The organism is Paenibacillus xylanilyticus (assembly GCF_009664365.1).
Taxonomy (GTDB): domain Bacteria; phylum Bacillota; class Bacilli; order Paenibacillales; family Paenibacillaceae; genus Paenibacillus; species Paenibacillus xylanilyticus_A.
Window position 1 is genome coordinate 1,934,928 of record NZ_CP044310.1, and the last position, 23,718, is coordinate 1,958,645.

The window sequence follows — 23,718 nt, forward strand, 5'->3', positions numbered from 1 at the left end:
CACTCCTGATCTGCACCTTTTTCTATTTTACACGGGGGAAGGTTTAGTGGTTCTGGTCAGAGAGAACAGTTCCATGTCTTCGTTATGGCTCCCAGTAATCACATCCGCAATAAGAGATGCAGCAATCATGCTATATACGGTCCCGTTGCCCCCATATCCTTCGATAAAGTAACAGTTCGGGTATTCAGGATGAGGACCAATCAGCGGAAGTCCATCATGGGTGCTGCCGAATACCGCTTCCCAGGCATAGTCTATTTCCAGATCCGGAAGTGGGAAATAGCTAGATACCTTTTTAAGTAAATCCTCACCTCTATGCTCGGCCCGAATCGCACGCTGGTCTTCTCGCGGAATTTCCTCATCGAGACCTCCCGCAATAATTCTGCCATCCGGGGTGGTGCGCATGTATAAATATGGACGAGCTGTTTCCCATATCATGCTGTGATTGTACCAGCTGCTAAGATCTTTCAGTGGCTTGGTTGCAATTGCATAGGTGCTCTTCAGATAAGCGCCACGGTCATTTTTGATCTCCTGAGTCTCGTAACCGGTAGAGAAGATAACCTGCTTGGCACGAATTGTCCCGTTCGGAGTGTAACAGAGGACGCCTTCTTCACCATATTCACAATGGATCATCTCCGTCCGTTCATACACTTGGGCTCCTTCTTTTGAAGCAGACTGCAGCAGGCCGTGTACCAGCCTATAAGGGTTAACTTCGGCATCTCCATGGGTATACAGTGCCATCGGTTTGCTGAATGGGAAGTTCGCACTAATTTTGTCCCGGTTCCACAGCTCAACATCGAAGCCATGGGTTTTGAGCGTATGGTATTCTTCTTCCAGAAGAGCGACATCTTCTTCAAGGCTTGCACAGTACAAACTGTTACGAGGAATATACCATGGATCAAGATCTAGACTCGAAGCCGTCTCTTCTAATTTCTTCATGGCAGTACGGCACAGTTCATAAAAGCGTACCCCACGTTGTTCACCAAAGGTATTGATACAGGAGGTAAGCGTTTTGTCGTTGGAATATTGAAGTAGTCCGGTGTTTGCCATACTGCTCCCATGACCGATTTCTCTTTTATCAATAACGACTGTACGCACACCTCTCTCGGTTAATAGTTTGGCGGACAATGCTCCTCCCATACCACCACCGATAATGAGACAGTCACAGGAGATCTCGCCTTCTAGAACAGGATAACTGTATGAGGATGTGAATGTAGTTGGCCAGAATGTATTGCCATTAATAAGTTCCATTATGAATCACCTCGGTTTGGATTGTTAAATAAGTATACTTTTGCAGGACAAGGTAACAATAAATTCGCATAAACTTTAGGTTAAGGAGGAAAAAAGCACATGCAAAATACGCAGATGCAGGCGCTTAGCCCCAAGGAACTGAACTACATTGCGGATTCGATCTCCAATGAAGAAATGCTGATCAAACAGTGTGCAGCAACAGCTTCCATCACACATAACCCGCAAATCCAGCAAGCTCTGAATCAGTATGTACGCTCACATGAACAGCATCTGAACACACTCGTCCATGCCCTTCAGCAGCATCAGTCCCTTGCACCAACACAGTCTTAGGTAGTCCAAGATATTTTAAATGTATAGGAGGAAACCGCGTGTACTCTCAATCTTTGTCATCTGGTGGAAATTTTATGCAGGAGCAGGATCTGCTGAAGTCGATTCTTGCAGATTTAAGACGAACTTCCCGTGAATATACTACAGCAACGACTGAATCTTCCTGCCCTGTTACCCGCAGAATGTTTACAGATCTGACGAACGATACCCTTAGATTGCAAGGAGAGCTGTTTAACCTGATGCAGCAGAACAACATGTATTCTGCTTCTTCCAAAGCCTCTCGGAGCGAGCTGGACAAATCGATCCAATCTGCACAACAAACGCAGCAGAAATGTCATCAGTTCATTCAGGAAAAGAATACCCTTTCCAGTCCATATAGCCAGGCGCCTAATGTGCCTCAGCATCAACCGAATTACGGTAACCCTTATTACATGTAACCTTTTTGCGAACAGGTTGAAGCACAACCTTAGGAATAAGGATTGAAGCATAGATTGTCCAGACCATACCACCGCTTGCCTGAATTGAGGGCAGGCGGTTTTTAGCTTTGCACAGACGTTAAATTCATGTAATATAAGTATTAATTCATTTTCAGGAACCTGGATGACGCTGGAGGGAAAGTCATGAAAGATTTGAACGATCTGCAATTAAAAGTTCTGGATCTGCTGAAGGAAGACGCAAGAAGGACTCCGGCGCTGCTGTCTACACTGCTTGGGGAGTCTGAAGACAAGATCAAGAACGCTGTGGCCCAGCTCGAACAGGACCACGTTATTGTAAAGTATGCCACGGTGGTTAACTGGAGCAAAATCGACGATGAGAAAGTGACAGCCCTGATTGAAGTACAGATCACACCGGAACGCGGTCGTGGTTTTGAGGGTATCGCCGAACGCATTTATTTGTATCCACAAGTGAAATCCGTCTATCTCATGTCAGGTGCATACGATCTGCTCGTAGAAGTAGAAGGTGGCAACCTGCGTGAAGTCGCTAACTTTGTATCAGAGAAGCTGTCTCCAATTGATTCTGTGCTTTCGACCAAAACCAATTTTATTCTTAAAAAATATAAACAGGACGGGATCATTTTTGAAGACCATCAGGAAGATAACCGTCTCATGATCTCGCCGTAAAGGAAGATGTGTCATGATAGTGAATGAACAGACAACAGGGAACAACAAGAAGATGACCTCGTATCTGGCACCTCTGGTTCAGCAGATACCCCCATCCGGGATTCGGAAGTTTTTCGACCTGGTTGGTGACAACAAGGATATCATTACTCTCGGTGTCGGAGAACCTGACTTTGTAACGCCTTGGCATATGCGTGAAGCTTGCGTATACTCCCTCGAGAGAGGTATGACAAGTTATACATCCAATGCGGGAATGCCCAAATTGAGAGAAGCCATCAGTCATTATCTGGATACTCAATTTGATACCAAGTACGATCCCAAGGATGAAATTATCGTTACGGTTGGCGGTAGTGAGGCGATTGACCTTGCTCTACGTGCATTAATTGTACCAGGAGATGAGATTCTCATTCCGGAGCCTTCGTATGTAGCCTATTCACCAATTGCTTCAATTGGCGGAGGGGTTCCTGTGGGTGTCGAAACGTATGCCAAGGACCAATTCAAATTGACTGCGGAGTCACTGGAAGCATCGATCACACCGAAGTCCAAAGTGGTGATTTTGTGTTATCCAAGCAATCCGACCGGTGCGATTATGACGTACGAAGACTGGTTGCCTATTGCAGAAGTCATCAAAAAGCATGACCTGATCGTCATTGCTGACGAAATCTATGCAGAACTGACGTATACTCAAAAACATGTCAGCTTCGCTTCGATCCCGGATATGAAGGAGCGCACGATTCTTGTGAGCGGCTTCTCCAAAGCTTTTGCCATGACGGGTTGGCGGATTGGTTACATGTGCGGTCATCCGGAACTTATCGCAGCCATGTTGAAAATCCACCAGTATACCGTAATGTGTGCTCCAGCGATGGGACAGGTCGCAGCACTTGAGGCGTTAACGAATGGACTGGGAGAGAAAGACCGCATGGTCGAATCCTATAATCAGCGCAGACGTCTTATCGTACAGGGATTCCGTGACATCGGCCTGGATTGCCATGAACCTCAGGGAGCCTTCTATGCATTCCCGAGTATTCAAAGTACGGGCCTGAACTCTGATCTTTTTGCCGAACGTCTCCTGACCGAAAATAAAGTTGCTGCTGTTCCTGGTAACGTGTTTGGCCCACAGGGAGAAGGCTTCTTGCGCTGTTCTTACGCCACTTCAGTGACCCAATTGAATGAAGCTTTGGAACGAATCGGAAATTTTGTTTACAAACTGCAAAAAGAGGGTTAATAAGAAGTAGGGTGTTTTCGAAAATGTGGACATTTTGCAACTTAGAAAAAAATAACTTTCTTTTACTAAATATTGTGATATAATTTCAATTTGAAATATGTTTTTCATATATTTGGAAACTAATTTTCCAAGGAGGGGTTAGCATTGTTTTGTGTAGAATATGATTTACCGACTAATCGTGGGCAGTACCTGGCTGAAGGCGATCAAGGCGACCGATGGTCGGTGAGACCAGATCACGAATCTTTGCATGACATTTCCTTGGAAGATGAGATCCACATGCTTCGTCGCAAGATGGAACAGATTTTTATGGAGGAGAAATCCTTTACTTCAGAGATTGTGATTGAAATCAGCAGTTTATTGGATCTGAAGATCAATGAATATATGAAAGCTAACCCGATAAAAGGCAGGTAAATTGATACTTACGAAAACGTTACCCATATTTATGTTAAAGGAGGCCCTTAGGGGTCTTCTTTTTTGATGGGTTAAGAAATCTCTTATTTGTAAGGGCTATTTTTTTGCGTGGAACAATTGTGATATATTGTACTAAGGAGACTAAAGGGGGAACTGGAATGAAGAGATTTTGGGGGCTAACCGCACTCGTATCATTGATTTTTCTGCTCGCTGGATGTGGTGGTAAAGACGGATTTACCATTTTTATCATTGATAATCAAGGTAATCCATCCGTAATCGGAGAACAGTTACAGGCCAATCTGCAGCAGAAACTGGGTGAGGAACCTAAAGTGGAAGTCATTACAAGCGCCATGTATGATGTACAGAAGATTATGGTAGAATACGCTGCAGGCAGTCATGATATTTTCATTCTGCCCGAGGCAGATATGAAACAATACGGAAGCAATGGTTCCAATATTCCGCTGGATGATACATTTGATCCTGAGAAATATAAGCGTGGTGTATTTGAGGGCGGAGTGTTAGTTGAGGATGGTCAGGGAGACGATGGCACCGATATGAAGCAAGAAACCCATCTCTATGGCATCCCACTCGAAGATATGCAGATGTTTAAGGATGTGGAATATGCCGCCCAAAATCTGTTTGCTACCATTCCGCTATCGGCTGCCAATGTTGAAGAATCCAAAAAAGTGCTGAAGGCGCTGACAGAATAGCGTATAAGTATGGTAACTGAAGGAGGGGAGCGGATTGCTGATTACGGTCACTGGCGGGATAGGGAGTGGTAAAACCCGGTTTGCCCTAGGTTATGCAGCTCAAATCAGCCGGGAAGGAATCTATTTATCCACAGGCGATCATGATCCGGTGATTCCGGAACTGCCATCCGCTCATTATCGAGCCATTTCAGCCGGAAATGGCCATCACCTGACGGAAGTCATTCATCAGATCAATCGGGAATCGAATCTGTTTCTGGCTGATCAGCGAATTGTCATAGTGGACAGTCTGACTTCGTGGATGGCTGCCGGATTTAGAGCAACGGATGATCTTGATCAACAACGCGTACATACACAACAGCTGCTTGATGCCTTACTATCTTATCAGGGCAAGTTGCTGGTCGTTACCAATGAAATGCAGGGTTCCCTGTATCCATCGGAAGAGGAGCGTATTTTTGCCGCAAGGATGGCTTCGGTGAATCGTGCACTGCAGTCTCACTCGGAACGCATGTACATGGTGGTATCGGGACTAGCCATTGATCTGAAGAAGCGAGAAGTGCGGTACCACGATTCCTGAGTATAGTAGGTCAAGAAGCCAGGTAAACAAAAGCCTCCATAACCACAACCTGTGGTACGGAGGCTTATTTATATGGAGTAATATATGATTATGATTACAATTCAGTTGCATAAGACGCGATTTCTATTTGCTTTTTTTCATACGTCTGATCCACCAGATCACGCAACCAACCACGATAATGGCGAGCAGCGCATATACCACCAGTGAATAGACGTCCATAAAGTGCAAAATATTTTCCCAAGAAGCGCCAAGCGCAGCCCCAACCAAGACCAAAATAATGTTCCAGGCGAGTGTCCCGATGGTGGTGAAGAGGACGAACAAACCGAATTTCATATTGGACATGCCTGCTGGAATGGAGATGAGACTGCGAACAAGTGGCACCATGCGGCAGAATAGTACCGTCCACATTCCATATTTGTCAAACCATGCATCAACACGGTGGATATCTTCTTTTTTGATTCGCAGAATATGTCCCCAGCGATCTACAATTTTCTCCAGACGCTCTACATCAATCAGCAATCCGATTCCATAGAGAATCACTGCACCCAGCACAGAACCGATGGTAGCCGCAATGATAACACCTGGAAGAGTGAGGCTGGTGTACGTCGTCATAAATCCGCCAAAAGGCAAAATAATCTCCGAAGGAATGGGAGGAAATACGTTTTCGAGCGCAATAATGAGTGCGATCCCTATGTAGCCGTATTGTTCCATGAAATCGGTTATCCAGTTTTGCATAATCGTCTCCTCTACTTTTGATTTACCTGAATTTGACGTATACTCGGGCAGAGCACGCCAATTCATATATACGTGCAAAGGGTACAAGCGGTTTCTGAAAAAAATGCATTTCCGTATCAAGCAGAGGTCAAGTATACTGGTTAAGTTGAGATTAGAAGGGCAGGCATATTAAGTATTAACCGATGTTTTGCCATGTGAATGAAATTAAACATTTGGAGGGATTGCAAATGGGCATCTATACACGAACAGGTGATGAAGGGCAAACTTCGGTCATCGGAGGACGGGTGATCAAAGATGACGACCGCGTTGAAGCTTACGGTACCATCGATGAGCTGAATTGTTTTGTCGGCCAGGCAATCAGTCAGATCGATGATACAGAGGGGAAATTCGAGGATTTGCGCGAACATTTGCTGGAGGTTCAGCAAGAATTGTTTGATTGTGGGTCGGACCTGGCGTTTGTGAAAATCAGCGAAACCAAATACAAAGTGCGGGATGACATGGTCACCCGGCTTGAACAATGGATTGATCAGTATGACGCGGAGAACCCGAAAGTGGAACGGTTCATTATCCCGGGAGGCAGCCCGCTGTCTTCAGCGCTTCATGTGTGCCGTACGGTATGCCGCCGTGCAGAGCGCCGCACGGTAACATTGGGACAGCATACAGATATTAATCCTTCGGTACGCCGTTACTTGAACCGTCTGTCTGATTATTTCTTCGTTGTAGCACGGACCGCCAATGCCAGACAGCAGGTGTCGGATATTGAATATGTACGGAGCAAAAAAGTGTTCCGCCGCAAAGAATGAGCGGCTATTATTCGCCGATTGTCTACACCGTTCCCGAACATGAAGATGGCTGGCTGCTGAAAACCGTGCTTCAGCGGCGGCTGCAGGTATCGCGCAAGCTCTTGTCCAGGCTGAAGATCACGGAGCAGGGAATTATGTTAAATGGAGAACGCGTGTATATCAGCGTGAAGGTATCGGCTGGAGATATCGTGGAGATTCGGATGGAACAGGAGGAATCGGATGACATTTTGCCGGAATCCATTCCTTTTTCCATTTTGTATGAAGATGAACATTTGCTTATTGTTAACAAGGATGCCGGCATAATTGTGCATCCGACACATGGACACTATACAGGAACGTTGGCGAATGGTGTTGTTCATTACTGGAAGTCCAAGGGAGAGCTTTTCCGGTTTAGACCTATTCATCGTCTGGATCAGGAAACTTCCGGGGTGCTGGCTATTGCCAAAAATCCATATGTGCATCAGCATGTGTCTGAACAAATGATCGCAGGAACCGTAGATAAAAAATACATTGCGTTTGTGCATGGGAGTCCTTCCCCTGAACAGGGGTCCGTTGATGGCGCTATTGATCGTGATCCGGAGGAGCCTCATCGCCGTATTGTTACACCTGACGGCTATGCAGCAAGAACGTTGTACAGCACGGTAACCCGGTGGGACGGAGGAACTGCTAGTGCAGTCAGCCTGAAGCTGGAGAGTGGCAGAACTCATCAGATTCGTGTACATATGACTTCTATCGGATGTCCGTTGATCGGGGACCGAATGTATAAGACACTACCTGAGGACGAGATTGACGAACAGACAGCTGTCTTGCGGGAAGAACGGGATTTGTGGATCGATCGCCAGGCATTGCATGCCTGTGAGCTATCGTTTGTTCACCCACTTACACAGGAACGCATGACGTTCCATGCACCCCTTCCTTCAGATATGGCTGAGCTGGAGAAACGTTTAGATAACGAGGCGAAGCCAAGGGAAGAGCTGTAGGGGCCCGAATTACCCTTTGTGAATCCAATTAAGGTGCAGCTGTGATCCGAGGAGCAGACACTCCTTGTTCCATGTTTTTTTGAAATCGATTTAAACTTATGGCGATGGTATTGATTTAGCTCGACTTTTGGATTTGCGAAGCAAACCAAGGGAAGAGATAAATCAAAACCGGAGCATTTTAGGAGGAAATTGTCATGAGTAAACTGAAAGTATACCAGTATGCAAAATGCGGAACTTGCCGCAAAGCAGTAAAATGGCTTGAAGCTCAAGGCCATGAGCTGGAGTTAATCCCCATTTTTGACACACCCCCAACTGAGGCCGAATTAACCGAGCTCATTCAGAAGAGCGGACTTGAAGTGAAGAAGTTTTTCAATACAAGTGGAGAAGTGTACAAGGAGCAGCAGTTGAAGGACAAGCTGCCTGGCATGTCTGCTGAAGAACAGATTCGTCTGCTTGCCTCCAATGGCCGTCTGATTAAGCGTCCCATCGTGACAGATGGGGAGCAGGTGACCGTAGGATTCAAGGAAGAGACGTATGAACAGCAATGGAACAACGTTTAGCAATAGGCTGAGTAACGTGTCTGTCCATTCATAAATGAAGCCGATTAGTAGCCCTGAAATGTTCAACATTCAGGGCTTTTTTGGCTGAACGATCCTTGGCGGAACTATGCTATAATGATAGAATTAGTTTCGATATTTTATTTGCTATATACAGATAGGAGAGAACAAAATCAAGTGAATCAACGTAATGAACCTACTTTGTTGCTGGTAGACGGTATGGCGGTGTTGTTCCGTGCATTTTATGCGACATCTGCAAGCGGATATATCAGACGGACAAAGGCAGGCTTGCCAACCAACGCGGTATACGGATTTATCCGTTATTTCTGGGATGCGGTTCAGACTTTCGGACCAAGTCATGTGGTATGCTGCTGGGATATGGGTGGCAAGACGTTTCGCGGTGAAGAGTACGCGGCATACAAAGGCAATCGTCCTGAAGCACCGAATGATCTGATTCCCCAGTTTGCATTGATCCGTGAAGTCATGGACAGCCTGGGTATTCCGAATATTGGAGCGGAAGGGTATGAAGCCGATGACTGCATCGGTACACTGGCCAAGTATTATACGGAGCAGACGGATATGAACGTGATGGTGCTGACCGGCGACCATGATATGCTGCAGCTGATTAATGACCGGACAAGCATTATTATTATGAAAAAAGGCCACGGCAACTACATGGTGTATACGCCTGAATCTCTCATGGCAGAGAAGCAGTTGACTCCTCGTCAAATCATTGATATGAAAGGTCTGATGGGAGATGCAAGTGACAATTACCCTGGAGTACGTGGAATCGGTGAGAAAACAGCTCTAAAACTCGTACAGGAATATGGCACCATTGAGGGTATTCTGGATAATTTGGATAAACTCACGCCATCGGTACGTAAAAAAATCGAGAATGATCTCGACATGCTGCATCTGTCCCGTAAACTGGCAGAGATTCACTGCGCTGTTCCGGTAGCCTGCGCACTGGATGTATGTGAATTGCGTCTTGATCCGGATACGGTGATGGACAAGTTCGAACAACTTGAGATGAAGAGCCTGGGCTCTTGGATGGGAGTGGCAATAGGGTGAGCAACATGCAGACCAAACGTGCCGGTAGAAAGTGGTGGACAGGGGCTATGGCCCTCGTCCTGGCTTTGCCGGTATTACTATCAGGCGCAGTAAGCGCTCCGCAAATAGCTGATGCAAAAGCGGCAATAAGCACCAAAGTACAGAAAGTAAAAGCAGCAGGACGAAATTTCACCGTACAAACGGTAAGCATTCCCAAAGGAACACCGGTGACTGTAGGATTAGCCAAGAAACAGGTAGGACAAACGGCAACATTGCCGTCCATTGTAAAATCATATGGTGCTCAAGCAGCCATTAACGGGGCATTTTTTGAAGCGTATAACGGAGCACCAGATCCTTATGGCATGTTAATAGCAAATGGAAAAGTCATACATATTGGACGATACGGAACAACGATAGGTTTCAAGGAAGATGGAACAGCAATGATGGATTCACTTCAGGTAAGTCTTACAGGTAAAGTTACCGATTCAGCAGGTAAGTCACGCAGCTGGTACGCAACATTCATTAACCGTACACCTTCTGCGAATGCGAGCATATCAATGCTCTATACTCCGGAGCGCGGCCCCAAAGTTGGATTCAAGGGTGGTACTGCAGTTGTGATGGAGAAAGGGATTGTCACCAAAAAAGTAGCCAATAACAATGTAGCGATTCCGAAGAATGGATCGGTATTGGTCTTTACGGGCAATCAGAAATCTACTGCAGATCGCTTCTCTGTGGGTTCGACTGTAGAAATGAACTACAAATATACCAATGCATCAGGCAAAGAGATTCCTTGGGAAGACGTAGTAACTGCTGTTGGTGCTGGTCCTCGTCTTGTGAAAGACGGTAAAGTCGCCGTGAACCCAACCAGCGAAGGATTCAAGGATACCAAGATTCTGAATGCCTCTGGTGCCAGAAGCGGGATTGCCATCATGGGTGACGGTTCAGTAATGCTTGCAACTGTGTCGGGAGCCACCATTAAGGAATGGGCGGCAGTCATGCAGAAGCTTGGTGCCAAGCAGGCCATGAACCTGGATGGCGGAGCTTCCTCGGGCTTGTATGCAGGTGGCAAGATGTTGACTTCACCAGGGCGGTTGTTAAGTAATACACTCGTTTTTGGCAGCTCAGTCCGTTAAAGTACTAATTTTATGGGAGGTAACAAGCACATGACACTCACACCTGATCAACAGTCAGCAGAACGTAATACAGCTGTTCTTGCCATTAATGTGGGCCAGCCTCAGCCATTGCCTGGCCAGAAGCGTGAAGTGCTAAGCGGCATTGTCAAACTTCCCGTATCCGGCCCGGTTTTCCTGTCATTCACTGGAATGACAGGAGATGGCCAGGCGGACCTGGAGAATCACGGCGGACCGGATAAGGCTGTATGTGTATACGATTACAGTCGATATTCCGCACTGGAACAACTGATGGAGCGCAAGCTGGACTGGGGAGCTTGTGGTGAGAATTTAACGGTGGAAGGCTGCTCTGAGGATCAAGTCCGGATTGGTGATATGTATGAACTGGGCGGAGCTTTGGTTCAGGTTAGCCAGCCAAGACAACCCTGCTTCAAACTCGCTGCCCGGTATGATTTCAAAGAGTTGCCTGTGTATTTTCAGGAAAGCGGCTATACCGGTTTCTATTTTCGCGTACTGGAGGAGGGAGAAGTCGCTCCTGACTCTCCGTTCAGGCGTATCCGCACAGACCCTGCATCCATGACCGTTCTCGAGGCCAACCGGGTCATGCATCAAGGGAAGAAGGATGCAGCCGGCATGCATGCATTACTGGCTATTCCATCGCTTTCGGATAGTTGGAGGCAAACGTTGTTGAAACGTTTGGATAAGCTGGAGAGCGGGCAGTAGGTTCACAACATATCATCGTCCAGAACCAAAGATGAATTTCACTTTAAACTAACTTGGGAGTGTGACTAACTTGACGATTTTAGGCGCAATTGAAGCTGGGGGAACCAAATTTGTATGTGGGATTGGAACTGAAAATGGTGAGGTGCTTGAACGGGTAAGTTTTCCTACAACCACACCGGAAGAAACGATGGCGCAGGTTATCGCTTTCTTTGAAGGCAAAGGGATTGAAGCTTTGGGCGTAGGTTCTTTTGGACCGATTGACCCGATTGAAGGAAGTCCTACGTACGGATATATTACAACTACACCGAAGCCTCATTGGGGTCAGTATGATATTATTGGCAAACTCAAGGAACATTTTGATGTGCCGATGACGTTTGATACGGATGTAAACGGAGCTGCGCTTGGAGAAGCGACCTGGGGAGCAGCACAAGGGCTGGAGAGCTGTCTGTATATCACTGTCGGAACAGGTATTGGTGCCGGAGCAGTCGTAGGCGGTAAAATGGTTCACGGTTTATCTCATCCAGAGATGGGACATATTATTGTACGCAGACACCCTGAGGATACATATGAAGGCTTTTGTCCATACCACGGGGACTGTCTGGAAGGACTCGCAGCGGGACCAGCTATCAATAAACGTTGGGACCAACCGGCGTATGAGCTGCCAGCAGATCACAAAGCCTGGGAGATTGAGGCACATTATCTGGCGCACGCACTCATGAATTATGTACTGATTCTCACTCCGGAAAAAATTGTGATGGGTGGAGGGGTCATGAAGCAGGAGCATCTGTTCCCCATGGTGCGCAGCAAATTGCAGGAGCTGTTAAATGGATATGTTCAGCATCCGGCCCTTCACTCGGGAATCGACGAGTATGTCGTTCCGCCAGGCCTTGGTGACAATGCCGGTTTGTGCGGATCGCTGGCCTTGGCCAAATTGGCTTTGAACAAATAATTCAATTGATCACAAGTGGTTGACGAATTTTTCCATTGTGGTAAGATATGAGCAACAGCATACTACGGTTAATGAGGAAGCACCTCTCTTGCAATGAATTTGCAGGAGAGGTGCTTTTTTTGTTGCCTGGAGGCGGCTCATCTAACTGTGAATAGGCTGCAATATTAAGGAGGGGAAATCGATGGAAGTCATTTTCATGAACAGATTGTCCAAATTGTCAGGTCAACATGAGGAACACGCTCAGCTGTGGATTGGTGAGGAGGAAGGTGCCTGGCATCTCGGGTGGAGCCATTATGAGGAAGGAGATCGCGAAGACAGCATCTGGTATGAGGGGAGCTCCTGGGAAGAACTGCTCCATATTTATCGTCACCAGTTGGCGATTCGAATGAGTGAAGGTTACCGGCCATTGATTCAGGGACTGTTTCATGAGACGGATGATCTGAAATTACGCAGTTATGGTGGACAGCGTCTTCATTGTTATAGTGAACGCTACGGCAATGAAGAGTTATATGCTGATCTATGCACATGGCGGAGAAGAAGGGCAGCGTCTGACCGGAAGGCCCCATACTTTATTGCAACGAATCGTTTGCTGCGCATGATCAGTGCATTCGTACCACAAACCATGGAGGAACTGATGCAGTTACCAGGTGTTGGGGAGAGCAAAGCAAATGAATACGGTCAGGAGTGGATGGAGCTAACAAGCGGAGTAGAGCGTTCTACGGCTTTTCCACTTGATTGGGTGCAAACGGTATTGTCCGAAGATGAATATGAGAGCTGGTTGTACAAGCAAAAAGAACAGAAATATAAGCAGGAGCTGGACAAGTTCACCACTCGCAAGCAGGTGCTTGAGGGTATGAAGGAAGGGTATACGCTGGAAGAGATTGTGAATCGCTCCGGACTATCCCGCAGAGAGCTGATTGAACTGCTGGAGACACTCGATACGGAAGGTTATGATACGGATAGCCTCCTGGATGCAGAGCTTGCAGTCATGCCTGAGCAGGAGCAGGAGGCGGTCTGGAGTGCATACGAGGAGCTGGGAGACAGTTTCCTGAAACCTGTATTACATAGAGTATACGGCGGGGATAAGCCGGTTAGCGGCAATCTGGAGCAAGTGTACGAGAGACTGCGCATGATCCGCATTCGATTCCGAAGACATGTAGAAACAGAGCGGAACGCGGGCTAGGCAGCCCATATCGTTTCGAGAGAAGTTTTTGAGTACAGAAAAAAAGACGAAGCTGTTTCTCCCTGAATGGAGTGCTTCGTCTTTTTGAATGAATACGTTCAGATCCAATCTTTTTTGCGGAAAATAAAGAACATGCTCAGGCCAAGGGTCACCATCAGGCCAATGACTACAAAATATCCATACTTCCAGTCCAGCTCAGGCATGTTGTTGAAGTTCATCCCATAGATGCCGGTAATGACCGTCAGGGGCATGAACACCGTTGTAATGGCGGTAAACACGCGCATGATTTCGTTCGCCCGGTTGGCGATACTGGATTGGTAGGCTTCTCGCAAGTTTCCCATTAGGTCTCGATAAGTCTCGAACGTCTCGGATATTTTCACAGCATTCTCATAGATGTCACTGAAGTACTTCTGCAGCTGGTCATCGATGAGACGCAAATCCTTTTTGTTGAGCGTATTGATGACCTCTTTTTGAGGTCCAAGCACTTTCTTGAGCCACAGAATCTCACTGCGCAGCCCGATAATTTCATTCAAATGGGACTTTTTCGTATGCATCAAAATATCTTCTTCCAATTTCTCAATGCGTGCTTCGATCCGGTCGCCGACGGTAAAGTAGTTATCCACAATCAAGTCGACCAACAGATACAGAAGACGATCGGGAGTGCTGACTTCCTGTTCCCACAGAATAGGCTTCAAGGTCCGCAGTTCGCTGACCTTCTGCTTCGTAACACTAATGATATAGTGTCTCCCTAGAAACAGGTTAACCGCACGCAAAAAGATCTCTTCGTCATCAAAACGAATGCTGTTTACGACAATAAAATAATGGCTCTCATAAATTTCAATCTTAGGACGCTGCTCTTCATCACTCAAACAGTCCTCTACAGCCAGATCATGCATCATGAACAGCGGCTGAAGTACCGCCAGATCATCAACGTCTGCATCGATCCAGTAAAATCCCTCAGCTGGTGGCGTTAGCGCCTGCTCAATATCGTCCACCGGGATAAATACACCGTTGTTTACCAACCGGATTTTCATCGTTCATCCACTCCTTCTGCACCCGCCAAACAGGCGGATTTTCATCAATATGGGCGCAAAAAGAACAGATCAGCCGGTCGGCAGCGGAGCCTGGAAGTCAGGACTGCGTTCGCTCTATAACCAAACGGAAATAACGTCCCGCTGCCGGCATGCTGATGTCAATTCTCTATGCAGTTTGTCGGAATACGGCTGACAGTCAGGCCTCGGGTCGCCATCCATTGAATATGTCACCTCTCACATAAGGGTTTGCAACACTTGTTTAGTATACCGCTGGTACATGGTGCTTTCAAGCGCAAAAATGTGTCTATTTCGCGCCCTGAAGCAGTGTATGACAGCGATAGACAAACGGTTCCGGCCTACATGAACAGACATAAAACTACATGCTTGACGTGAGAGGATTAATGTTTTAAAGTAGACGGTGAAGTACACTAATTACACAATCGAATAAGGCGAAATCTTATCAAGAGTAGGTGGAGGGACTGGCCCGATGAAACCCGGCAACCGGCGGTATACCGCACGGTGCTAATTCTTGCAGCGACTAAGTGTCCATTGAGGCACTGTTGTAACTGAGAGATGAGAGAGGCGCATATCTATTTACATATGACCTTTCTCGGAATCCGAGGAAGGTCTTTGTTATATGCACCGACTTCTCAGCACTGATTTTCGCTATGGAACTTGAGTTTGTCAGGTTAGAGCGTTGCGCTTTTTGCAATTCTCCACCTATAGACAAGCTCATGGCAGTCTAGAACGATTTTGATGTGGTACACATCAAGCCTGTGATGGCTGCATCTATCTATGCACAAGGAGGAGTTGTACATCATGCCAATTAAAATTCCAGACGCACTGCCTGCCAAGGAAGTCCTCGCAGGTGAGAACATCTTCGTAATGGACGAGACACATGCTTACCAGCAGGATATTCGTCCACTACGCATTGCTATATTAAACCTGATGCCTACCAAGGAAACAACAGAAACCCAATTGCTTCGTTTGGTGGGGAACACCCCTATACAGGTCGATATCGTTCTGGTTCATCCCAAGTCCCACACATCGAAGAACACGTCACAGGAGTATCTGAATCTGTTCTACAAAACCTTTGATGAGATTGAACACCGCCGTTTTGACGGAATGATCATTACAGGTGCCCCTGTTGAGCAGATGGATTTCGAAGACGTGAATTATTGGAAGGAAATCCAGGAGATCTTCGATTGGACCAAAACCAACGTTACATCGACCATGCACATCTGTTGGGCTTCTCAGGCTGGTCTGTATCATCATTTCGGTGTACCTAAGGTAGCGCTGGAAGAGAAGTGTTTTGGCGTATTTCCACATACGATCAACAAATCTCACGTACAGCTGCTTCGCGGATTTGATGAAGTGTTCAATGTTCCACATTCCCGTCATACCGAAGTTCGGCGCGAGGATATTGAGAAAAACGATAACCTCGAAATTTTGGCCGAATCGGAGGAAGCTGGCATTTTCCTCGTTGCCACCAAAGACGGCAAACAAATTTTTGTGACAGGGCATGCGGAGTATGATCCATTGTCCTTGAAATGGGAATATGACCGCGATGCATCCAAGGGATTGGATATCGCACTGCCAAAAAACTATTTTCCAAATGACGATCCATCCCGTGTTCCTCCGGCAACCTGGCGGGCACATGCAAACTTATTATTCTCTAATTGGCTCAATTACTATGTGTATCAGGAGACGCCTTACGATATTGGCCCGCAAATCTAATCGAGATTACAGGAGGATACTGCAATGGAAGACAATAAGTTAAAAATCGAAAGCCGCTTGGCTCAAATCGGATCCGTCAATGAGCCGGGAACTGGTGCCGTGAATTTCCCCATCTATCAATCAACGGCGTTCCGACATCCAAAGCTCGGGCAGAGCACAGGCTTTGACTACATTCGTACGACCAATCCAACACGTAAGGTACTGGAAGAAGCTGCAGCTGCACTCGAATCCGGTGATGCCGGTTTTGCCTGTAGCTCAGGCATGGCAGCGCTGCAAACGATCTTCGCCATGTTTGGACAGGGAGATCATCTGATTGTCTCACTGGATCTGTATGGGGGAACGTATCGTCTTCTAGAGCGTATCCTGTCCCGGTTTGGCGTAACGGCAAGCTACGTGGACACGAATGATTTGGTGGCCATGGAAGACATTCGTCAGCCGAACACCAAAGCTGTATTTATCGAGACGCCAACCAATCCCCTTATGATGATTACGGATATTGAAGCGGTCAGCTCCTGGGCGAAAAGCCATAACCTGTTGACGATTGTGGACAATACACTGCTGACGCCATTCTTCCAACGTCCGATCGAGCTCGGAGCAGATATCGTTGTTCATAGCGCAACCAAATACCTGGGTGGACACAACGATGTGCTTGCCGGATTGATTATCACCAAGGGCGAGGAATTGTCAGCCGAAATGGCATTCCTGCATAACTCCATTGGTGCGGTACTATCTCCAAGTGATTCCTATCAGTTGATGAAAGGCATGAAGACACTCGCGCTGCGAATGGAGCGACATGAGTATAATTCACTTACCATTGCCAAGTATTTGCTGGAACATCCATCGGTGGGGGAAGTATATCACCCTGGTTTGTCAGATCACCCGGGATACGAAGTGCAGAAGAAACAATCTAGAGGAAACACAGGCATCTTCTCTTTCAAAGTTAAAGATGCCCGTTTAGTTGAACCGCTGCTGCGCCATATCAAGTTAATTGCTTTTGCCGAGAGTCTTGGCGGCGTTGAATCATTGATGACGTATCCTGCGGTACAAACGCATGCAGATATCCCGCTCGAAATACGCGACGCCATAGGTGTCGATGACCGCTTGCTACGCTTCTCCGTAGGAATTGAGCATGCAGAAGATCTGATTGCGGATTTGGGGAATGCCCTGGAAGCTGCGCAGCGTGAGGTTGAAGGAGGCGTACATCATGAGTGAGCAGAACAACAAGCAATCCGAATTGAAGTTTGATACGAAGCTGCTGCATTTTGGTGACGAAGTGGATAAAACAACAGGAGCCTCCAGCGTACCGATCTACCAGGCATCCACATTCCATCATTTTGATATCTTTAATCCACCACAGCATGATTACAGCCGTTCGGGTAATCCGACACGTCAAGCGTTGGAGGATTACATCACACTGCTTGAAGGTGGAGCTCGAGGATTCGCCTACTCTTCAGGAATGGCTGCAATCTCCAGTGTGTTCCTGATGTTCTCGGCAGGCGACCATATGATCGTAACAGAAGATGTGTATGGAGGAACATACCGACTGCTCACATCCATTCTTAGCAGAATGCAAATTGAGACGACGTTTGTGGATATGACCAATATTGAAGAGGTGAAGGCGGCCATTAAGCCAAATACGAAGGCTGTCTATATGGAGACACCTTCCAACCCAACCCTGCGGATCACGGATATTGCTGCCGTCACATCCTGGGCACAGGAACATGAACTAATCACCATTCTCGATAACACATTCATGACGCCATATTATCAGCGCCCGATTGAGCTCGGCGTGGACATTGTTGTACATAGTGCAACCAAGTTTCTTGGTGGACATAGTGACGTACTTGCAGGACTTGCCGTTGCCCGTACCGAAGAGCTGGGGAGACAGCTTAAACAGCTTCAAAATGGACTTGGTACCGTACTCGGTGCTCAAGAATCCTGGCTTCTGATGCGCGGCATGAAAACACTTGGAGCGCGTATGGCACACAGTGAACAAAGCACGGCGAAGCTGGCCGCCTGGCTAAGCGGACGCAGCGATGTTACCGCAGTATACTATCCTGGACTGCTGGAGCATCCGGGTCGTGAAGCTCACGAGCGCCAGTCCACGGGTTATGGAGCGGTTGTCTCATTTGACGTAGGTTCGGGTGATCGTGCCAAAGCGGTGCTTAACCGGGTCAAACTGCCAATTGTGGCCGTCAGTCTGGGTGCTGTGGAGAGTATTTTGTCCTATCCGGCGATGATGTCTCATGCAGCGATGCCTGCTGAGGTTCGCCTTGAACGGGGCATTACCGATGGGCTGCTTCGCTTCTCAGTCGGGCTGGAAGATATCGACGATCTGATTGCCGATCTGGATCAGGCGCTTCAGGAATCATAATCATCATTTTGAGCTAATAGAGCAATCAATAAATAAGTCTAAAAAAGCTGGAATTATAATAGAATGAATATGTCAATATTTTTACTTAAATTTAGGGCACCTTTCCATAAGGTGCTTTTTTTCACATGTAACCTGTGTTACGATAGACAGAGTACAGAAATGCGATGTTGCCACCAGCACTTGCAAGCGATGCGTCTTATGCATAGATTCCCAATGAGCCGTTTTTTCAATAACCAGAATGGATCGAAAGGTTCCAATCCATCTAGAATTTCTATTTCTGCACAATCCTTTGGAACCAACCAATCATGCACAAGACTGGCATATATACAAGTCGGGACGGATCGTGAACATATTTTCTCTTCATGAGGGAGGCTTTTTACGATGAGTACGGTAGACCGTATCTTAGATAAAGCTCTTCGGGGCGAACGATTAGACCTGGAAGACACCATTCAGCTATTTGAATCGAATGAAGTCGACAAAATCGGGGCAGCTGCCAATGTTATTATGAAGCGTATGCACCCTGAGCCATACAGAACATTTGTCATTGGGCGTAACGTCAACTACACCAACGTGTGTGATGTGTACTGCCGTTTTTGTGCTTTTTATCGCAGACCTGGATCAGATGAAGGATATGTATTGCCTGACGAAGTGATCTTCCAGAAAATTCAGGAAACACAAGATGTGAACGGTACTGAGATTCTGATGCAAGGCGGAACGAATCCCAACCTGCCTTTCAGCTATTACACGGATCTGTTAAAAGCAATCAAAGAACGTTTCCCGAACATTACCATGCACTCCTTCTCACCAGCGGAGATTATGAAAATGGTAGAAGTTTCGGATGGTCTTACGCTGGAAGAGGTCGTACGTGCCATTCACGAAGCTGGACTGGATTCCTTGCCAGGTGGAGGTGCTGAGATTCTGGATGACCGTACACGCCGCAAAATCAGCCGTCTGAAAGGTTCATGGCGCGACTGGATGGACGTTATGCAGACAGCTCACCGGATCGGGATGAACACAACTGCAACAATGGTGATCGGTTTGGGCGAATCAATGGAAGAACGTGCACTTCACCTGCTTCGGGTACGTGAAGCCCAGGATGAGTGTATTGCGAACAAATATGACTCCGAAGGCTTCCTGGCATTCATTCCTTGGACTTTCCAGCCGGATAATACGAATCTGAAACTGGAGCGCCAAACTCCGGAAGAATACCTGAAGACGGTAGCGATCAGCCGACTTGTACTTGATAATATCAAAAACATTCAATCTTCATGGGTAACCATGGGTCCTGAAATCGGTAAAAAATCACTTGAATTTGGCTGTAATGATTTCGGCAGCACGATGATTGAAGAGAATGTCGTATCCGCTGCGGGTGCTACATACAAAGTCAATATTGGCTCGATTCTTCAGCTCATTCGTGAGGCGGGTTATATTCCAGCACAGCGTAATACAAGATACGATATCCTGCGCATGTTTGATGAAGAAGAGAATTCGGTGCAGCAAGATTTTGTCATGCAGAACTAATAAGAGAATTTATCTAAATCTAGATAATAGAATGAAGACCACGGGTTACCCATTGAATGGGTAATCCGTGTTTTTTTGTAGGATGCTTGCCATAAGGGGCTATTCCGAGGTCATGAAAGAGTACATATTACGCATATGGCGATATTTTATAATGATATTGAACTGTTAAAATGAAAGAAACGGAGCCACAGACATGCTGGAGAGGAGCAAGTGAATGAAAAGAAGGATGCTTGGCAGGACCGGTCTCGATGTACCTGTGTTGAGTTTTGGTGCTTCTTCCCTGGGTTCGGTATTTCGCGATATTGACCGCGAGGAAGGGATTCGTACGGTACATGCAGCTCTGGATGCCGGAATGAACTATATAGATGTGTCACCCTATTATGGTCTAACCAAGGCAGAGACGGTACTGGGAGAAGCGATACGAAGCCATCCTCGCAGTTCATATATTTTATCAACAAAGGCGGGACGATACGGTGAGAATGAGTTTGATTTTTCCCGTAAGCGCATTCAGGATAGTGTCAAAGAAAGTCTGGACCGATTGAACACCGATTATATCGATATTCTGTTCCTCCATGATATTGAGTTTGCACCAGCAGAGATCATTATTGAAGAAGCCTATCCAGCCTTGCTGGAACTGAAAGAGCAGGGTGTCATTCGTCATGCGGGAGTTTGTGGTCTGCCCCTGCCCTTGTTCGAGAAAGTGCTGCCGCAGATTGATGCCGATGCCATCATCTCGTATTGTCATTATGCATTGAATGATACCTCACTATTGTCCCTGCTGCCGTTATTGGAAAAAGAGGGAGTTGGCCTTGTCAATGCTTCGCCTCTGTCGATGGGCTTATTAGGTACAAGAGGCACACCCGCCTGGCATCCGGCAGATGAACGCGTCAAACAAGTCTGTCTTGAAGCTGCGCAGTTCTGTGCAGAGCAAGGTGTGAATATTGCCAAGCTGGCTGTGCAGTTTGCTACGGCCAATGAACAGATCCCAACCACACTGGTGAGCAGCGCAAGTGAAAATAACATCCGTCATAATGCAGAGTGGGTAGATGAACCACTCGATGAAGAGCTTTTGGCAAAGGTACTACGTATTCTGGCACCCGTTCATAACATAACGTGGACTAGTGGTCGTCCCGAGTATAACGAACCACAACAGAAAGCAGCGAAGGGGGAACAGGGATGAAGGCTGTTGTGTGTGAAGAGATCAATCGTTTGACAATACAGGAAACCGACGAACCCATTCGAGCTGAACATGAGGCCATTGTATCAATCAAGCGGATTGGCATCTGCGGGACGGATCTGCATGCGTATAAAGGCAACCAGCCCTATTTTACCTATCCTCGTATTCTGGGACATGAACTGTCAGGGATCATTGATGACATTGGCCCGAATACTGCTGGCCTTCAAGTTGGAGATCAGGTAAGCATTATTCCCTATCTGCACTGTGGTCACTGTATTGCCTGTCGAACAGGGAAAACCAATTGCTGTGCATCTATGCAGGTCATGGGAGTACATGTGGACGGAGGGATGCGCGAAAGAATCAGCGTGCCTGTTTCCCATTTGATTAAGGCGGAAGGACTTACCTTGGATGAAACAGCGATGGTTGAACCGCTCAGTATCGGTGCTCATGCCGTAAGAAGAGCAGGTGTGCAGCCTGGGGAACAGATTATAGTAATCGGGGCAGGCCCGATCGGACTTGGTGTCATGGCTTTTGCGAAACAGGCAGGTGCCCGAGTAATCGCCATTGATCGGAACCTGGACCGATTGGAACTAAGCCGCACCTGGGCCGGGGTAGATGTTGTAATACAGGCAACAGATCAAGTGATGGAGAAGGTTGCTGAAGTGACAGAAGGGGATTACGCTTCAGCTGTATTTGATGCAACAGGTAATGTACAGTCCATGAATGAGGCCATTCGGTATGTAGCTCATGGTGGACAATTGATCTATGTAGGATTGGTCAAAGCCGATATTACGTTTCATGATCCTGAGTTTCATAAGCGAGAGATGAGCATATTGGGCAGCCGTAATGCAACGCGTGCGGATTTTGAGCAAGTGATATCGACTTTGCGGCAGAAAAAGCTCAGCATGGATGGCTACATTACGCACCGAGAGCCTTTAACTGAGCTTCCTTCCGCTATGGACAAGTGGTTGCTCCCAGATACACATGTAGTTAAAGCTATAGTTGAACTGTAAAAGTAAGTGTAGGATATTGAAAATAAAGAAAAAGGAATAATTGCAGGAATAAAAAACCTCTCTCTAACCTGAAGTGATATTCTATCACAGGGTCAGAGAGAGGTTTTTGGGGTTCAAGTCGTTGGGTCATTTCTCCGGATGGGTGATAATCCCAGCGTGCGGATCAATATGGCGCACAATGGATTTCAACCAGATCATCTCCAGAAAGTGAACTTCATAGTACAATGCCCCCGGAATGTGATGAATCCATCCTTCAGCAGGCAATAAGGAAACAGATTCTGAAGAGGGTACAGGAGATCTGGGTTCCCGTCGCAGACGTTTGCGAACGGCTTTTTCAACCTGCGAGCTTTGGGTAGTCAGAATGTACAATTTGCGAGTGGTCGTAAATCCGCGGAACGCGATATAGACCGTTTCATATGCAATAAGATAGGCAATAACAGAGTACATCGCTTGATCCCAACCAAAGACAACACCAGCGGCTGTCAGAATCAGCAAGTTGAGCAGCATGATTATTTTTTCGATAAGCATCCGTTTCCCGCTAAATACTCGTTCAGGTGGCCGGGAGGACGGATCACCGATTTCCAGCGTATCCAGTGTCCCGCCATACCGCACCACAAGTCCGATTCCAACACCCAGACATAATCCGCCGAACATGGCGGCAGCCAGCGGATGTTCAACTAGAGGCGGCATGGGATGAAGCACGATGGCACCAATCGAAAAGACAACCAGACCCAGTACAGTAACGAGTACAAATTTCTTTTGTACCAGCCTGTAGGATAAAAATATAAACGGAACATTGAATAAGAACAGGAACAATCCAATTCTCATCTCAGTCCAATGGGCGAATAGAGAAGATAGGCCTGTAATGCCTCCAATAATAATCTTATTGGGATGCAGGAATAATTCAAGTCCCACGGAGGCCAGAATCCCACCGGCGATCACCAGCAAAAGATTCAGGAAGCGGCGCGTGGATGATATTCTGGTTTTAGCGGTTTGTGGCACCGGATTAGCCGATATCAGAGGTGCTTTCATACGTCATCCTCCTTTGTGCGGCTGGCGAGCCATTCTCCCTGGGTTGATCACAGAAGATCGGCGAGGAGCCGCAGTTACGATCCTGTGCCTGTTCTGAACAGGTACAG

26 protein-coding genes and 1 riboswitch are annotated in these 23,718 nt (G+C 47.0%); of the genes, 22 read left to right on the forward strand and 4 right to left on the reverse strand.

Features of this window, described 5'->3' with window-relative positions; all coding sequences use genetic code 11:
* Positions 1–27: 27 nt before the first annotated feature.
* Positions 28–1,248 carry an NAD(P)/FAD-dependent oxidoreductase gene (locus tag F4V51_RS08805; protein WP_153977690.1) on the reverse strand — a complete coding sequence of 407 codons (1,221 nt, stop codon included), beginning with the start codon at positions 1,246–1,248 and terminating at the stop codon, positions 28–30.
* Positions 1,249–1,347: 99 nt separating this feature from the next.
* Between F4V51_RS08805 and F4V51_RS08810 the strand changes: the two genes are divergently transcribed.
* From F4V51_RS08810 to F4V51_RS08840, 7 genes are all read left to right on the forward strand, one after another.
* Entirely contained in the window at positions 1,348–1,578 is a 231-nt protein-coding gene (locus tag F4V51_RS08810) for a hypothetical protein (RefSeq protein ID WP_153977691.1), read from the forward strand.
* 38 nt (positions 1,579–1,616) lie between these two features.
* Entirely contained in the window at positions 1,617–2,012 is a 396-nt protein-coding gene (locus tag F4V51_RS08815) for a spore coat protein (protein ID WP_095359105.1), read from the forward strand.
* Between the two features lie 183 nt (positions 2,013–2,195).
* Complete coding sequence (locus F4V51_RS08820; RefSeq protein WP_024628343.1) at positions 2,196–2,696, forward strand: Lrp/AsnC family transcriptional regulator; 501 nt, start codon at positions 2,196–2,198, stop codon at positions 2,694–2,696.
* A gap of 13 nt (positions 2,697–2,709) precedes the next feature.
* A complete protein-coding gene (locus F4V51_RS08825) occupies positions 2,710–3,918 on the forward strand; it encodes an aminotransferase class I/II-fold pyridoxal phosphate-dependent enzyme (protein WP_153977692.1) in 1,209 nt (402 codons plus the stop codon).
* Between the two features lie 189 nt (positions 3,919–4,107).
* Positions 4,108–4,329 (forward strand): aspartyl-phosphate phosphatase Spo0E family protein, encoded by a 222-nt coding sequence (locus F4V51_RS08830; RefSeq protein WP_307721001.1) that lies wholly within the window; start codon positions 4,108–4,110, stop codon positions 4,327–4,329.
* A 158-nt stretch (positions 4,330–4,487) separates the two neighbouring features.
* On the forward strand, positions 4,488–5,039 hold the full coding sequence (locus F4V51_RS08835) for a type 2 periplasmic-binding domain-containing protein (protein ID WP_153977693.1): 552 nt from the start codon (positions 4,488–4,490) through the stop codon (positions 5,037–5,039).
* Positions 5,040–5,073: 34 nt separating this feature from the next.
* A complete protein-coding gene (locus tag F4V51_RS08840; protein ID WP_162009919.1) occupies positions 5,074–5,613 on the forward strand; it encodes a bifunctional adenosylcobinamide kinase/adenosylcobinamide-phosphate guanylyltransferase in 540 nt (179 codons plus the stop codon).
* A 123-nt stretch (positions 5,614–5,736) separates the two neighbouring features.
* Here the strand turns inward: F4V51_RS08840 and F4V51_RS08845 are convergent, their stop codons facing one another.
* Positions 5,737–6,348 (reverse strand): DedA family protein, encoded by a 612-nt coding sequence (locus tag F4V51_RS08845; RefSeq protein WP_153977695.1) that lies wholly within the window; start codon positions 6,346–6,348, stop codon positions 5,737–5,739.
* A gap of 227 nt (positions 6,349–6,575) precedes the next feature.
* On the opposite strand from F4V51_RS08845, the gene F4V51_RS08850 reads away from it, so the two are divergent.
* The 8 genes from F4V51_RS08850 to F4V51_RS08885 all read left to right on the forward strand — a co-directional run bounded on the left by F4V51_RS08850 (position 6,576) and on the right by F4V51_RS08885 (position 13,723).
* Positions 6,576–7,151, forward strand: coding sequence for a cob(I)yrinic acid a,c-diamide adenosyltransferase (locus F4V51_RS08850; RefSeq protein WP_153977696.1), 576 nt, complete (start codon positions 6,576–6,578; stop codon positions 7,149–7,151).
* Positions 7,148–8,131: an RluA family pseudouridine synthase gene (locus tag F4V51_RS08855; protein WP_153977697.1), complete on the forward strand. Its 984-nt coding sequence runs from the start codon at positions 7,148–7,150 to the stop codon at positions 8,129–8,131. Before F4V51_RS08850 ends, F4V51_RS08855 begins: the two co-directional genes overlap by 4 nt.
* A gap of 194 nt (positions 8,132–8,325) precedes the next feature.
* Positions 8,326–8,691 (forward strand): arsenate reductase family protein, encoded by a 366-nt coding sequence (locus tag F4V51_RS08860; RefSeq protein ID WP_153977698.1) that lies wholly within the window; start codon positions 8,326–8,328, stop codon positions 8,689–8,691.
* A gap of 174 nt (positions 8,692–8,865) precedes the next feature.
* The gene (locus tag F4V51_RS08865; protein ID WP_153977699.1) at positions 8,866–9,759 is read left to right on the forward strand and encodes a 5'-3' exonuclease; all 894 of its coding nucleotides are present in this window, start codon (positions 8,866–8,868) and stop codon (positions 9,757–9,759) included.
* Positions 9,760–9,764: 5 nt separating this feature from the next.
* Entirely contained in the window at positions 9,765–10,871 is a 1,107-nt protein-coding gene (locus tag F4V51_RS08870) for a phosphodiester glycosidase family protein (RefSeq protein WP_227779417.1), read from the forward strand.
* 30 nt (positions 10,872–10,901) lie between these two features.
* The gene (locus F4V51_RS08875; protein WP_153977701.1) at positions 10,902–11,591 is read left to right on the forward strand and encodes an MOSC domain-containing protein; all 690 of its coding nucleotides are present in this window, start codon (positions 10,902–10,904) and stop codon (positions 11,589–11,591) included.
* Positions 11,592–11,661: 70 nt separating this feature from the next.
* The gene (locus tag F4V51_RS08880; protein WP_095359093.1) at positions 11,662–12,540 is read left to right on the forward strand and encodes an ROK family protein; all 879 of its coding nucleotides are present in this window, start codon (positions 11,662–11,664) and stop codon (positions 12,538–12,540) included.
* Between the two features lie 181 nt (positions 12,541–12,721).
* Entirely contained in the window at positions 12,722–13,723 is a 1,002-nt protein-coding gene (locus F4V51_RS08885; protein ID WP_153977702.1) for an HRDC domain-containing protein, read from the forward strand.
* Positions 13,724–13,821: 98 nt separating this feature from the next.
* Here F4V51_RS08885 and corA read toward each other — a convergent pair whose 3' ends face one another.
* The gene (gene corA / locus F4V51_RS08890; protein ID WP_095288290.1) at positions 13,822–14,757 is read right to left on the reverse strand and encodes a magnesium/cobalt transporter CorA; all 936 of its coding nucleotides are present in this window, start codon (positions 14,755–14,757) and stop codon (positions 13,822–13,824) included.
* Between the two features lie 49 nt (positions 14,758–14,806).
* Between corA and F4V51_RS08895 the strand changes: the two genes are divergently transcribed.
* The 7 genes from F4V51_RS08895 (at position 14,807) to F4V51_RS08925 (ending at position 22,579) form a co-directional block, all read left to right on the forward strand.
* The gene (locus F4V51_RS08895) at positions 14,807–14,950 is read left to right on the forward strand and encodes a hypothetical protein (protein ID WP_153977703.1); all 144 of its coding nucleotides are present in this window, start codon (positions 14,807–14,809) and stop codon (positions 14,948–14,950) included.
* 261 nt (positions 14,951–15,211) lie between these two features.
* Positions 15,212–15,337, forward strand: a riboswitch (SAM riboswitch).
* A gap of 239 nt (positions 15,338–15,576) precedes the next feature.
* A complete protein-coding gene (gene metA / locus F4V51_RS08900; RefSeq protein ID WP_153977704.1) occupies positions 15,577–16,494 on the forward strand; it encodes a homoserine O-acetyltransferase MetA in 918 nt (305 codons plus the stop codon).
* Between the two features lie 24 nt (positions 16,495–16,518).
* Entirely contained in the window at positions 16,519–17,706 is a 1,188-nt protein-coding gene (locus F4V51_RS08905) for a PLP-dependent transferase (protein ID WP_153977705.1), read from the forward strand.
* A complete protein-coding gene (locus F4V51_RS08910) occupies positions 17,699–18,868 on the forward strand; it encodes a trans-sulfuration enzyme family protein (protein ID WP_153977706.1) in 1,170 nt (389 codons plus the stop codon). The genes F4V51_RS08905 and F4V51_RS08910 overlap by 8 nt, the downstream gene beginning before the upstream one ends.
* 381 nt (positions 18,869–19,249) lie before the next feature.
* Positions 19,250–20,389, forward strand: a complete 1,140-nt coding sequence (gene mqnC, locus F4V51_RS08915) for a cyclic dehypoxanthinyl futalosine synthase (protein WP_095288286.1) — start codon at positions 19,250–19,252, stop codon at positions 20,387–20,389.
* 214 nt (positions 20,390–20,603) lie between these two features.
* Positions 20,604–21,569, forward strand: coding sequence for an aldo/keto reductase (locus F4V51_RS08920; protein ID WP_153977707.1), 966 nt, complete (start codon positions 20,604–20,606; stop codon positions 21,567–21,569).
* Complete coding sequence (locus tag F4V51_RS08925) at positions 21,566–22,579, forward strand: zinc-binding alcohol dehydrogenase family protein (RefSeq protein WP_153977708.1); 1,014 nt, start codon at positions 21,566–21,568, stop codon at positions 22,577–22,579. The genes F4V51_RS08920 and F4V51_RS08925 overlap by 4 nt, the downstream gene beginning before the upstream one ends.
* 126 nt (positions 22,580–22,705) lie before the next feature.
* On the opposite strand, the gene F4V51_RS08930 is transcribed toward F4V51_RS08925, so the two are convergent.
* Positions 22,706–23,611: a YitT family protein gene (locus tag F4V51_RS08930; protein WP_153977709.1), complete on the reverse strand. Its 906-nt coding sequence runs from the start codon at positions 23,609–23,611 to the stop codon at positions 22,706–22,708.
* Between the last annotated feature and the right edge of the window lie 107 nt (positions 23,612–23,718).